14 protein-coding genes are annotated in these 11,755 nt (G+C 36.8%); 5 read left to right on the plus strand and 9 right to left on the minus strand.

Annotated features, from left to right (window positions below):
* Nucleotides 1-70: 70 nt before the first annotated feature.
* Both EMTOL_RS10605 and EMTOL_RS10610 read right to left on the minus strand, forming a co-directional pair.
* Nucleotides 71-868 (minus strand): hypothetical protein, encoded by a 798-nt coding sequence (locus EMTOL_RS10605; protein ID WP_015029280.1) that lies wholly within the window; start codon nucleotides 866-868, stop codon nucleotides 71-73.
* Nucleotides 846-1,400 carry an RNA polymerase sigma factor gene (locus EMTOL_RS10610; protein WP_015029281.1) on the minus strand — a complete coding sequence of 185 codons (555 nt, stop codon included), beginning with the start codon at nucleotides 1,398-1,400 and terminating at the stop codon, nucleotides 846-848. The genes EMTOL_RS10605 and EMTOL_RS10610 overlap by 23 nt, the downstream gene beginning before the upstream one ends.
* A 264-nt stretch (nucleotides 1,401-1,664) precedes the next feature.
* Between EMTOL_RS10610 and EMTOL_RS10615 the strand changes: the two genes are divergently transcribed.
* Nucleotides 1,665-1,910 carry a type B 50S ribosomal protein L31 gene (locus tag EMTOL_RS10615; protein ID WP_015029282.1) on the plus strand — a complete coding sequence of 82 codons (246 nt, stop codon included), beginning with the start codon at nucleotides 1,665-1,667 and terminating at the stop codon, nucleotides 1,908-1,910.
* Between the two features lie 82 nt (nucleotides 1,911-1,992).
* Here EMTOL_RS10615 and EMTOL_RS10620 read toward each other — a convergent pair whose 3' ends face one another.
* Together EMTOL_RS10620 and EMTOL_RS10625 are read right to left on the minus strand one after the other, a co-directional pair.
* Nucleotides 1,993-2,874, minus strand: coding sequence for a DMT family transporter (locus EMTOL_RS10620; RefSeq protein WP_015029283.1), 882 nt, complete (start codon nucleotides 2,872-2,874; stop codon nucleotides 1,993-1,995).
* A 149-nt stretch (nucleotides 2,875-3,023) separates the two neighbouring features.
* Nucleotides 3,024-3,716 carry a GNAT family N-acetyltransferase gene (locus EMTOL_RS10625; RefSeq protein WP_015029284.1) on the minus strand — a complete coding sequence of 231 codons (693 nt, stop codon included), beginning with the start codon at nucleotides 3,714-3,716 and terminating at the stop codon, nucleotides 3,024-3,026.
* A gap of 354 nt (nucleotides 3,717-4,070) precedes the next feature.
* Here EMTOL_RS10625 and EMTOL_RS10635 point away from each other — a divergent pair, with 354 nt between their 5' ends.
* A complete protein-coding gene (locus EMTOL_RS10635; RefSeq protein WP_156511075.1) occupies nucleotides 4,071-4,697 on the plus strand; it encodes a phosphatase PAP2 family protein in 627 nt (208 codons plus the stop codon).
* Nucleotides 4,698-4,779: 82 nt separating this feature from the next.
* Here the strand turns inward: EMTOL_RS10635 and EMTOL_RS22420 are convergent, their stop codons facing one another.
* Entirely contained in the window at nucleotides 4,780-4,905 is a 126-nt protein-coding gene (locus EMTOL_RS22420; RefSeq protein WP_255364425.1) for a hypothetical protein, read from the minus strand.
* Between EMTOL_RS22420 and EMTOL_RS10640 the strand changes: the two genes are divergently transcribed.
* The 3 genes from EMTOL_RS10640 (at nucleotide 4,849) to EMTOL_RS10650 (ending at nucleotide 7,161) form a co-directional block, all read left to right on the plus strand.
* Nucleotides 4,849-5,379 (plus strand): RNA polymerase sigma factor, encoded by a 531-nt coding sequence (locus EMTOL_RS10640; protein WP_305953221.1) that lies wholly within the window; start codon nucleotides 4,849-4,851, stop codon nucleotides 5,377-5,379. The genes EMTOL_RS22420 and EMTOL_RS10640 overlap by 57 nt on opposite strands.
* A 95-nt stretch (nucleotides 5,380-5,474) precedes the next feature.
* Entirely contained in the window at nucleotides 5,475-6,044 is a 570-nt protein-coding gene (locus EMTOL_RS10645) for a hypothetical protein (protein ID WP_015029287.1), read from the plus strand.
* On the plus strand, nucleotides 6,019-7,161 hold the full coding sequence (locus EMTOL_RS10650; RefSeq protein ID WP_015029288.1) for a DUF4097 family beta strand repeat-containing protein: 1,143 nt from the start codon (nucleotides 6,019-6,021) through the stop codon (nucleotides 7,159-7,161). The genes EMTOL_RS10645 and EMTOL_RS10650 overlap by 26 nt, the downstream gene beginning before the upstream one ends.
* Nucleotides 7,162-7,284: 123 nt before the next feature.
* On the opposite strand, the gene EMTOL_RS10655 is transcribed toward EMTOL_RS10650, so the two are convergent.
* The 4 genes from EMTOL_RS10655 to EMTOL_RS10670 all read right to left on the minus strand — a co-directional run bounded on the left by EMTOL_RS10655 (nucleotide 7,285) and on the right by EMTOL_RS10670 (nucleotide 11,696).
* A complete protein-coding gene (locus tag EMTOL_RS10655; protein WP_015029289.1) occupies nucleotides 7,285-8,442 on the minus strand; it encodes an endonuclease/exonuclease/phosphatase family protein in 1,158 nt (385 codons plus the stop codon).
* A 113-nt stretch (nucleotides 8,443-8,555) separates the two neighbouring features.
* On the minus strand, nucleotides 8,556-9,500 hold the full coding sequence (locus EMTOL_RS10660; RefSeq protein WP_015029290.1) for a DUF8428 domain-containing protein: 945 nt from the start codon (nucleotides 9,498-9,500) through the stop codon (nucleotides 8,556-8,558).
* Nucleotides 9,501-9,609: 109 nt separating this feature from the next.
* Nucleotides 9,610-10,980 (minus strand): HAMP domain-containing sensor histidine kinase, encoded by a 1,371-nt coding sequence (locus EMTOL_RS10665; protein WP_015029291.1) that lies wholly within the window; start codon nucleotides 10,978-10,980, stop codon nucleotides 9,610-9,612.
* 38 nt (nucleotides 10,981-11,018) lie between these two features.
* On the minus strand, nucleotides 11,019-11,696 hold the full coding sequence (locus tag EMTOL_RS10670) for a response regulator transcription factor (RefSeq protein WP_041693521.1): 678 nt from the start codon (nucleotides 11,694-11,696) through the stop codon (nucleotides 11,019-11,021).
* Nucleotides 11,697-11,755: the final 59 nt, after the last annotated feature.

The following is an 11,755-nucleotide window of genomic DNA, read 5'->3' on the forward strand; positions in this document are numbered from 1 at the left end:
GCAGTGGGAGAGATGATTGAGAGAAGAGTTTAGTAAGTCTTTTGAAGAGCGAACACGCCGTTCGCCCCTTTTATCGTCCAGTTGTATCAACGGCCATCGTTTCGTTTTTAAGACTTTCTTTTACGAAAGCCCAAACTTTATTTGGTCGACCGCCAACTGAAGGCAATTCTTCGTCTATTTCTGTTGATTTTTTATTGATTTTTCTTGTGAAAAGGGTCAATAATCCACCCCTTTTCTCTCGTCTTTGATTTTGGTTGTACTCTTCCTCATCATCAGGAATTTCGAGAATGGCTACTCTTTCACGCTTCGGTGGAGCAGCTCTACGCTCAGCAAAACTTTGAAAAGGAATAAACCTAAAACCTTGTTCTGAAGTGGTAGTTTCAACCTTTGGCATTTCTGTTGTTGCTCCCGTTGGCTCAATAGCAGCAACTTCATTCTTTACTTCTTCAGGTCTTATTGATTCGGTTACAACCGCTATTTCATCAGTCGTTGTCAGGTTGTTTAATTGGCTTGTTTGCTTTTGAATACTTCTCTGAACGGCATGAGAAATTTCAAGATTATTTTTAGTTAAAAACTGTGTAGATTTAGTAGTTTGCGTAACATTAGGTTGTGTCGATAAAATAGTATCATTACTAGCCTGATTAACAGGTTTTTCGGTATTCGTATAAAAATATATGCCCATTCCGCCCAACAATACAATGCTGGCTGCGGCTGCTTTCCACCACATAAAAGGCTGTTTTCTTTTGCTTTGTTTTTGCTCAATGCGTTGCCACACGTCATGCCTATCCCATGCAGGAAACGCCGCTTCCTCCAAATCAGCTTCGCTGACTTTTTGCTGGATATTCCTATAAAATTCTTCTGCTTGCATGATTTTCGCTCCTTAATAAAATCTTTTTTTGTAATAATTTTCGGGCGTGATTTAGCTGTGATTTAGATGTTCCTTCATTGATGCCGAGTTGTTCGGCAATTTCTTTGTGTGAAAATCCTTCAATAGCAAAAAGGTTGAATATGGTTCGGTAGCCATCTGGTAGTTCGGCAATTAATTGATAAATTTCATCACTTGAAATATTATCTAAAACATTATCGTCAACTCCAATTTCAATTGCTTCACTTTCGGGCATTAGTTGAAAACTCGCTTGCTTCCGTAAAAGCATGAGAGCTTCGTTAACAACAATCTTTTTCATCCAAGCCTCAAATGAGCGTAAATTATCAAAACGCAAATTATGGGCACCTTCGAAAATCTTTAAAAATGCATCTACTACTAAATCTTCGGCCGTCATGCGGTCTCGTACATAACGGTAAGCAACTCTATATAAAAAGCTGCCATATTGCTCAAAAACTTTTTTCTGAGCAGCAGGGTCTTTGCTTCGTAAGCTTTCTATGGTAGAGTTTGCAATCAAGCGTTTAGTAACAGAGGTTTCTATGATGTAAATGCAAAATGCCTGCGGAAAGTTGTATGAGAATAGAATATTTTTTTCGAACCTAAAACCTTGATTATAAATATTTGATATTTTTTCAGAAAAGAAATGGCAAAATGGTTTAAAAAACTAAAAATATCTGAAAAAAAACGCTAAAAATTTGTATAGCTTTTGCTTTTTTCAGATTGAATTTCTAATTTTGCAGTCCGTTTTAGAAAAGTAATAGAAATTTCAATAAATAAGGTAATGAAAAAAGATATTCATCCAAATTATAGACCAGTTGTTTTCTGGGATTTGTCAACTAACTTCAAGTTTATCACGAAATCGTGTGCAAATACGAAAGAAACAATCGTTTGGGAAGATGGCAACGAATACCCAGTTTACAAAGTAGAGGTTAGCTCAGACTCACATCCATTCTACACTGGCAAAAACGTATTGCTCGATACTACAGGACGTGTTGATAAATTCAACAAACGTTACGGTAAAAAATAATATTTTTGCGGTTATTATCAATGAAGCCTTTCTGAGAAATCGGAAAGGCTTTTTGGTTTTGAGTATATGCGAAGTATTTTGACTATTTCTTCTTTAAAAATGGGTGTAATACCACCGAGAGTAGAATCAGTATCCCACCAATGTAAAACCCTGAGGTCATCTTTTCGCTTTCGCCGAAGATAAAGTAGGCCATAATGATTCCGTAGATAGGCTCCATATTAATGGCTAAATTGAGGGTAAAGGCCGAGATTTTCTTCAGCAAGTGCATCATTTCGTTGTAAGGATAAACCGTACAAACCAAACCTAAAATACCAATCCAAAGCCAGTCATAATTAGTCGGAATAAGTTGAAAATGCTCATTGGGTAAAGCAAAAATAATGATTGGTATATAAATCCACATTGCCCCAAATGCTCCCACCATTTCGTAGAAAGTAACTGTTTGAGCATCATATTTTTGAGCAAATTGCCCATTTATGACCGAAAATACGGTAGAGAGTAAAGCTCCAACCAAGCCAATTAGAATGCCCACAATGTATTTCCCTTCAAAAGTAAATACAAAATACATGCCCATCACTACTAAAACTCCTAATATAACTTCTACCCAGCTAATTTTGGTTTTACGCACAAAAGGCTCAATGATACTCGTAAAAAACGAAGTTGTTGAAAAAGTAACTAAACTCACCGCTACTGTCGAAGCACGTGCCGAACCAAAGAAGCAAATCCAGTGAAACGACATGATTGCCCCCACACCAAGCAAAGGCCAAGCTTGAGCAAGTGAAATTTTTAGGCTTTTTTTCTGAAATTGAGCAACTGCCCACATTCCTGTGGCCGCTAAAAAGGTGCGAAAAAATACAACACCCAAAGTAGAAACTTCGGTTAGGCGACCCAAAATGGCTGTAAAACCTAATATAACAACAATGAGGTGGAGTTTTAGGTAGTCTATAGGTAAGGGTTTGGTATTCATGAAGTGGTTTTTTCTGCAAATATAGTACGATTACGCGATATAAAATGCTTTAAAACAAAACGTGCTACACTTCAAAGTGTAGCACGTTTTATGATTTTTATTCCATCCTGCCCTTGATTGTATTAATTACGCCATCAATTCCACTTCCTCTAATTTTTTTTTCGACGTTCTTCGCGTCGTAATAATATTCTTTGCTTGAATCTCATCCAACGCTCATATAATGGTGATTCTGTTAAGAAATCCCAATCGTCTTCTTTCTTACCAGCTTCTTCTTTCTTCTTTGCTTCAACGGGGTCAAACAACATTCCTGTACATAAGCAGTGCTTACGATTGGTACGCGATAAAACATCATAGTTTACACAACTCGAGCAACCTTTCCAGAAGGCATCATCGGCAGGGAGCTCGCTGAAAGTAGTTGGTTCATAGCCTAAATCTGAATTGATTTTCATTACGGCCAAACTGGTTGTTAAACCGATGATTTTTGCATCAGGATATTTCTTGCGTGAGAGCTCAAATGCTTTTTGCTTAATGCGAGTAGCTATCCCACTCTTGCGGTGTTCTGGATGCACAATTAGACCTGAGTTTGCTACAAATTTACCATGGTCCCAAGTTTCGATATAACAAAAACCAACCCATTCGCCTTTATCAGTGAGGGCGATGATGGCTTTACCTTCACGCATCTTCTCGATTAGATAATCGGGCGAACGTTTGGCAATACCAGTACCACGAGCTTTGGCACTCTCGGCCATTTCATCACAAATGGTTTGTGCTAAATGAAAGTGGCTTTCGTTTGCAACTTGAACAATATATGTAACTTCGGAAGTGATTGCTGAATTATTCATCGTCATTTATTGGGCTTTCCCTCAAACGGAGACGCTGTATCCTAAAATGTTTAAATTGAAAAAATAAGAAAACTTTGCTGAAGCCAGAAGGCAAAAAAATTACTGCCTGATATTAATATATCGGAATCGTCGAACAGGCGTTATGGGGAGACGAATATGCATTTTCTTAAAATAGGATGCAAAGATGTTAGGTTTCAGATTAATATCCAATAGTTTAGACCTAATATTTTTGTTTGCAAGAAAATAACGAAGATGTTTGGGTTTTAGTTCGGTTAATTTTAAAAACTTTTACGATGAACTTCGTTTTGTGCACCGCTTGTATTTTAATAACTTTGGCAAAAAATAGATTACCCATTGAATACTCGTTTAGCAAATTTTTTATCAATGTTGTTGCATCCATTGTTGATGCCAACATTCTTATTTCTGATACTTCTTTTCTTATCGCCTGCACCATTGGGAGCTGAGCCGCTTGAGCCTTTAATGAAATTGGCTGTAGTTGGTTTTGTATTTATTTATACTTTTCTTTTACCTGCTTATTTTGTTTACTTACTCAAAAGATGGGGTATAATTGGTAGCCTAAAACTTGAAAACCTAAAAGACCGCCGAATTCCATATTTTGTAACGGCCATTATCTATACGGCTTTAGGTTATTTTTTATATTCAAAAAACTCCATGCTGTATCCTTGCGGCTTTGTATTATGGAGCATTGCTGCCGTAATACTTTGTGTAGGAATTATTAGCCTATGGTGGCAAATTTCGGCACACGCTGCTGGCGTTGGAGGAATGTTGGGGGCCTTAGCAGGTATTTTAGTACAATTTGGCGAGCATAATTTATTTATGCCAATGCTTTTTCTTACGATTTTAGGGGGCTATGTTATTTCGGCACGATTAGCCCTTAATGCACACACACCTGCACAAGTAGTGGCTGGTTTCTTCTTAGGTTTGGGTTTAAGTTTATCGGCTATTCAGTTTTTATTTTGATATAATTTGTTGATAATTAATGATTTGTAAACAATTTTTAAAATTGTTTTGCGTTTCATGCAACATTTTATTTTTCAGATTGTCATTTAGTCGAATCTTTAAACACTAAACTTTTCTGACAAACACTATTTTCATCAATAAGCATTACGACTTGGTCGAGCGATGCAAGCGTGGCGAAAGTAAGGCTCAATACGAATTGTATAAGCATTACTCAAAGGCTATGTTTAGTATTTGTATGCGGATACTGAACCATGTAGGCGAGGCTGAAGATGTCTTGCAGGAGTCGTTTATTGATGCCTTTGCCAAAATTGGAGATTTTCGACAGGAATCTACTTTTGGCATTTGGTTGAAGCAAATTGTGGTCAATAAAGCTATTAACCAGCTTAGAGCCAGAAAAGTGCAGTTTGTTGATATTGAAGAGTTTGGTGGAGATGAATATGACATAGCCGATGCTCAGACGGGTTATGTTGATGAAGAAGATACAAAATTTGAGGTTGAGCGAATCAAGCGAAGCATGGAGCATTTACCCGAAGGTTTTAGAGTAGTGTTATCATTATATTTGTTTGAAGGCTACGACCACGAAGAGATTGGTAAAATTTTAGGCATTACCGAATCTACTTCTCGCACACAATACATGCGGGCAAAGAAGCGGTTATTGGATATCATGAGTGCCAATTTCTGAAAAAATAAAAACTTATACATGAACATTTTATGTATAGGTGATTAACTAATATTTTAAATCAAAGTTTCGCTTAAAATGCGAGGCGGCAGTATAGTATGAATAATCAATTAGAAAGATTTGTTCGAGACAACCGTGAGTCGTTTGATGATTACGAACCATCGGTCGATTTATGGAAGAAAATAGAAGCAAAAACTAATCCTACCAAACCCAAAGGTAAGATGGTGGGCTTCCAAAACTGGATTGGCAGTAAACCTAAATTTGCCTTAGGGATGGTTGCGGGTTTTGCAGTGTTTTTATTGATTAGTTACTTAGGCTACCAATACGCCAAACCTGCTGCACAAAATCCAGATATTATGGCCTTGAGTCCATCTTATGCTAAGGAACTTACACATTTTACTTCGTTGGTTGAGGAGAAACGTGGAGAATTAAAGGCATTAGAGAAAGAAGACCCAGAGTTGTATCATCAATTTGATACTGAACTGACAGTGCTCGACTACAATTACCAGAATCTTCGTAAGGAATTACCGAAGAATCCAAATCAAGAGGAATTACTGAAAGCAATGATAGATAATCTTAGCATGCAGATTGATTTATTGAATCAGCAATTACAAATAATTCAGAAAATTAAAGAAGCAAAAAATGGAAAGACTAACACGATGGTTTGATTTGGCTTCTCCTAATACTCGATTGAAAGAGAAGCTGACGATATTATTTTCGCTGATAACGATTATATCTTTCGCCAATAATGGAGAAGACCCCGGCAAAGAGTGTAAACCTATCGAATGGATAGAACGCCACAAAAGTATCACGTTTGCGTATCCACTTTCGGGAAGCGATAAAGTTTCACTTGATAATCAGTTTGGTGATGTAAAGGTGAGTTTTTGGGAAAAGAATGAAGTTAAAGTAGAGGTAATGATTTTGGCCAACGCAAGTTCTGAAGAGCGTGCAGAAGATTACATCAGAAATGTGGATGTGGTGGGCAAAAAATCTGATGGTATGGTGAGTATAAAAACCACTATTGACCGTGAAGATGGCCGATACAGCAATAACACTTGGAATAAGTCGGGTAATGGTGAGAAAAATTCACTCCGCATTGATTATAAGGTATTTATGCCTAAATCAACAGTTCTGAAAGTGAAAAACTCTTTCGGTAATACTTATTTGCCAACTTTTACGGCATCGTTGGTGGTGAATCAGAGTTACGGAAAATTGATTGCCGAGGAAATTTCGAATCCAAATTCTGAGGTGAATTTAGAATTTTGTAAAGGTTCAAGCATCAAATCTATGGCGGGTGGAAAGTTAAGAGCCTCTTATTCGAGCATCAAAATGGAGCGTGCCGATGATGTAATTTTTAATAATAGTTTCGGTGAAATTGATATTAAAGAGGTTGGAAAGTTGAATGCAAAGATTTCGTATTCAAGCGGAATTATTGGCACAATCAATGAATCTTCAAATTTGAAACTAGAGTTTTCTGGTGGTTTTAAATTAGGGGAATTGGGTAAAAACGTCAAAGAATTGAATATCAACGCCAATTATTCTCCAATCAATCTGACTTTGAACGATGCCGCAGCTTATGATTTTGAAGTGAAGGCTAATTACGGAAATTTTAGTTATCCAAACGATAAAGGAGTTTCGTTTTCAAGAAATACCGAAACAGAGTCGAAAAAACAAGAGCATTATTCTTTTAACCCTACAAAATGCTACTCAGGAAAAATTGGAAAGGGTTCGCCTGAGTGTAAAATTGTTGTGAATGGGAATTTCAGTAATGTGAGGTTTAAGTAAGCAAAATTATTGATTTGAGTTTGAAAGTATAGTAGAACGCAGCTTAATTGGATGAAATGATATTTAGATGAAAATCATCTTTAACTATCACAGAATCAACATTAGCTGCGTTCTATTTTTATATTATTTATAGGCTACCAAAGGAGGCGTTTCTACAAGTGATTTTTTCAATACATATTTTGCCATTACAGGAAAATGGTCAGAAAATTTTACGCTTGAAATGGTTTTACATGATGTTACGTGCCAATCTTCGCTCACAAATTGCTGGTCGATTCGAGCAAAATATGGCTGGCGATTGAGTGTAAAACCAAGTCCTTGTCCAGCTTCTTCAAAAGCATTTTGGAAGCTTAGTTTAAGCTTTCCGTAAGAATATCCAAATGGAGTTTCGTTAAAATCGCCACAAATAATAACAGGAAATTTGCTTCCTGAAACATACGATTCCACTTCACGCATTTGTTCATCTCTTTTTTCGAATCCTACTTTTAGGCGAGTAAAACTATCGGATAATTCATTAAAAAACGTCTTTACTTGTCCTTTTTTCAAAGCTTCAAGGGCTAAATTTGTGCGAATACCCATCGACCAAAGATGCACGTTAACAACCCGAACCGTATCTTGTCCGTAGGCGATATCGGCACATAAAAAACCATTGATATTGGGTTGATTACCACGGTCCCAAATTCTGCTATATTGGTTAAGAATTGGATATTGAGAAAAAAGGGCTAGACCAATTTGTTTTTGCTCTTCAAATGTGGTTAGCTTCGTAATGCCATTAGCATATTGTGCTTCGATAGCTTGATTGGGTGAGTATTCTTGAAAACAAGCAATATCAGCTTTTAGTTTTTGCCAGTGTTGGTCGGTTTTATGTGCTGGGTCGAAACATTCTCCATTAAAACTTAGCACTTTCAATGCCGAAACATCTTCAAATTTTATTTTACCATCGTTGATACCTACCATTCTTTTAATGAGCGGAAAAGTAAAGAGTATCCAGATAAAACCTGCCGTAGCAACGATTTTCTGTTGTTTGATTAATAAGTAGCAAGCTGCCACTAAACCAGTAAGAATAGCGATTGGGAGGCTCATCATGATAAAACCAGCTATCCAATGGTCGAAAATGGGATAGTAGCAAAACGCCATTGTTATGAATAAATAAGCAATAGCTGAATAAGAAATAGGATGTTGGCGGAAAATATTAAAAAGGCTTACAGCCAATTTATGTAAGATTCCGAAGGCAACCATGGTAATGGCCGAAATAAATATTTTAAGATTAGAAAGTTTCATCATAGTATTATAGAGGTTAGGTAGGCACGGATGGGGAGGTATGAAAATTACAAAGACGGAATATGTTCATGTGGACATAGACCGTCTTTTGCAATATTAAATTGAAATGGGACTTCTTATTTTACTTCAAAACCTCCCTTACCAATTTTAAAGCCTTCAGAGTAAAGCTCTACTGTGTATTTTCCTTTGGTGAAGTTGGCTACTTTGCCAGAAACTAATTCAACTCTTTGGTCATTGTTTTCGAATGGTACACTGTTTTTGAATGTATAACCGATTTCCTTTCCATCGATTTGAGTTACACCACCGTTACCATTTTCAACCACAGCTCCGTTTGCATCAAGCACACGAACGAAAATATCTTTGTTGTTTTGTGCCGCAATCGGATTTGAAGGCATGATGAATGAAACCTTAATTTGGTCGATTCTTCTGGCTTTATATTCGCCACCATCACGCTCTTTTCCTTTTGAAGAGAGTGCAGCTACTTGTACGTTTACCGCTTTCATTGCCGAAGCTAAAGTTACTTGACGAGAAAGGTCTGTATTTTTAGTATTTACATCGGCCAATGTAGTTGTAAGGGCTTCTTTTTCAGTTTTTAAGCTAGTATTTTCAACAATAACTTGTTGTTTTTCTGTCTCAAGTGTTTGGTTTTTAGCTACTAAAACACCATTCTCTTCTTTCAATTTACGAATATCATCATCTTTGGCGACTAAGAAGTTTTCGTAATCTTTGATTTTGGCTTCGTATTTCTGAACTGAGAAGTTGAGGTCCGACTTCAATTTCTTTTTATCGTTTTCGAGTTGAGCTTTTACTGCTTCTAACTCAGCTACGCTTCCGCCTAAACTTTGTACTTCAAGAATTTTTTGGTCTAATGATTTAGAAATTGAATCAAGTTTGATTTGTGTAGAAGAAAGTTGTTCAACTTTCGAAGTTAATGATTTTTGAAGTTCGATGGTTTCATTTCTTGCACCCATGAACAAATATCCTAAAAGAGCTAATACGCCAGCCATTACACCGATGATAACTTTCAAAAGGCCATTGTTGTTAGATTGTGTTGTTTCCATTTGCTTAATAATTATGATATTAAAGTTTATGGTTACAAAGCAACAATGTCAAGGTTAAAGACGAATTAAATCGACTTTAAATTTACCTTAAAAAATGAATTGAATATTTTTATCGCTCAAATCTTAAGGTAAAGGTTGTGCCTTCTTGGTTTGAAATTACATCAACGGAGCCGTTGTGAAGTTTGGTTATTTGGGCAACAATAGCTAATCCAACTCCGTGTCCTTTTACGGAATTGGCGGTGGCATTGCTTCTATAAAATGGGCGAAAAATGTAGGGTAAATCAGTGGCTGGAATAACAGGGCCTTGATTGAAAAATGAAATCATAATTCTTTGCGTATTGGCCGAGAAACTAACAAAAACACTATGGCTTTCGGAGAATTTGCAGGCATTATCCATTAAATTCATGAAAGCTACTTTGAGAGAAGCTTCATTGCCGTTGAACATGAGCGATTCTTCTTCTTCGGGAAAATCGCTAAAATCAATGTTAATTTGATAATCTTCGTGCCATTTTTTTAGCTGACTTTTAGCATCCCAAAGGAGTTCATCCATTCGAATAGGCGTGCGTTGAATGGCTTCAGCATTGACTACTGTACTAGCTAAATTCAGTAGGGTATTGGTTAGCTGGGTGAGCGTTCGTGTATCTTCTTGTAGCGATTTTAAGCTTTCTTCATAAATTTCTGGTGTACGTTTCTGCAATAAGGTGATATCAATTTGTGAATAGATTTTAGTAAGTGGGTTTTTTAATTCGTGCGAAACATTGGCAATAAACATCTTTTGCATCGTGAGGGCTTCTTCGATGCGGTCAAGCAATTGATTGAAAGTGGCAACTAATCGCCCAATTTCATCAGATTTATTGGGGTGCTCGACTCTTTTCTCGGTATTGGCAGGAAAGATTTCATTTACTTGGGCAATAATTCCTGACATCGGAGAAAGTGCCTTGTCAGAAAAGAACCAACCTGATAACCCCGAAAGAAGCAAACCAACTAAAATCATTACGGTTAAGATTTTTCTTAAATCTTCAAGGGCATCTTTACCGTTTTGGTCGATGGCACTTACAATAACCCAATAGCTTGCAGTGCCTTTTTTGAGCTGAATACCAAGGGTTTGGTAATACCCAGCATAATGGTAAGTAGCATTTTTTTGTTTTTGAATATTTGGAATAAGTTCTTCAAATAACCCTTTATATGGCTCTTGACTTGCAAAAACTAGCTTTTTTAGATTTTCATCATAGACATAAATACTCTCATCGCTTAGGAGTTCTTTATCTGCTGTGTTTACTAATTTCAAAACAGTCGTATCGGCAGTTTGAAGGTCAAAGAGTAGTGTTGTGGTTGTGATGGCACGATCTTGAAGGCGTTTGAAAAAGCGTTTTTCGAGATAAAGCTTACTAAAAAAGTACACACCCACCGAAAAAAACAATAAAATGGCTGTTACAATTGCCATAAATTGATAGGTGAGTCGAGAGCGAATATTTATCATCGAGAAAATGCTATTTTAGAAATAGTTTATATCTAGTTTCATGGTTTCTTCAATACATAACCCATACCTATGTGCGTGTGAAGAAGTTTTGGTTCGAAATCTTTGTCGATTTTCTTGCGAAGAAAATTCACATAAACTTCAATCACATTGGTGCCTGTATCGAAGGTTACATCCCATATTTTTTCAGCTAATTCTACTTTCGAAATCACTCTTCCTTGGTGCTTGATGAAGTATTCAAGTAAAGCAAACTCTTTGGCCGTAAGTACAATTGGCTTGTCGCTGCGACTTACAGTTTTAGAATCTAAGTCCATTTCGAGGTCGGCAAATTTTAAAAGATTGGCAGTTTGAACGCTTCCAGTATTACGGCGAGTTAAGGCACGAATTCGTGCAAGTAACTCCCTAAATTCGAAAGGTTTAACCAAATAATCATCAGCACCAGCATCGAGGCCAACAATTTTATCATCTGTTGTACCTAGTGCAGTTAACAGTAAAATAGGTGATGCAACGCCTTTGGTGCGAAGTTGCTTACAAAGTTCAAGACCACTGATACCGGGCAAGATAATATCTGAAATGATAATGGTGTAATTTGTGCGAGTTGCGAGTTGTAGACCAATCAATCCATCGTATGCCACATCAACTTCCCATTGTTGCTCTTCAAGACCTTGTTTGATTAATTGCAAGGTCTTGGCTTCGTCTTCTATTACTAATATTTTCATACCGATACCGATTGGATTTACGCCAAAATTAGAAAAATTTAGAGATAAACGAAGAAAAT

The organism is Emticicia oligotrophica DSM 17448, from assembly GCF_000263195.1.
GTDB lineage: Bacteria > Bacteroidota > Bacteroidia > Cytophagales > Spirosomataceae > Emticicia > Emticicia oligotrophica.

Excerpts from the sequence above, each read along its gene's own strand:
- EMTOL_RS10645 (WP_015029287.1), top strand. The coding sequence starts at position 5,475 with ATGAATAATCAATTAGAAAGATTTGTTCGAGACAACCGTGAGTCGTTT.
- EMTOL_RS10605 (WP_015029280.1), bottom strand. The coding sequence starts at position 868 with ATGCAAGCAGAAGAATTTTATAGGAATATCCAGCAAAAAGTCAGCGAA.
- EMTOL_RS10615 (WP_015029282.1), top strand. The coding sequence starts at position 1,665 with ATGAAAAAAGATATTCATCCAAATTATAGACCAGTTGTTTTCTGGGAT.
- EMTOL_RS10670 (WP_041693521.1), bottom strand. The coding sequence starts at position 11,696 with ATGAAAATATTAGTAATAGAAGACGAAGCCAAGACCTTGCAATTAATC.
- EMTOL_RS10655 (WP_015029289.1), bottom strand. The coding sequence starts at position 8,442 with ATGATGAAACTTTCTAATCTTAAAATATTTATTTCGGCCATTACCATG.
- EMTOL_RS22420 (WP_255364425.1), bottom strand. The coding sequence starts at position 4,905 with ATGCTTATACAATTCGTATTGAGCCTTACTTTCGCCACGCTTGCATCG.
- EMTOL_RS10665 (WP_015029291.1), bottom strand. The coding sequence starts at position 10,980 with ATGATAAATATTCGCTCTCGACTCACCTATCAATTTATGGCAATTGTA.
- EMTOL_RS10620 (WP_015029283.1), bottom strand. The coding sequence starts at position 2,874 with ATGAATACCAAACCCTTACCTATAGACTACCTAAAACTCCACCTCATT.
- EMTOL_RS10625 (WP_015029284.1), bottom strand. The coding sequence starts at position 3,716 with ATGAATAATTCAGCAATCACTTCCGAAGTTACATATATTGTTCAAGTT.
- EMTOL_RS10660 (WP_015029290.1), bottom strand. The coding sequence starts at position 9,500 with ATGGAAACAACACAATCTAACAACAATGGCCTTTTGAAAGTTATCATC.
- EMTOL_RS10650 (WP_015029288.1), top strand. The coding sequence starts at position 6,019 with ATGGAAAGACTAACACGATGGTTTGATTTGGCTTCTCCTAATACTCGA.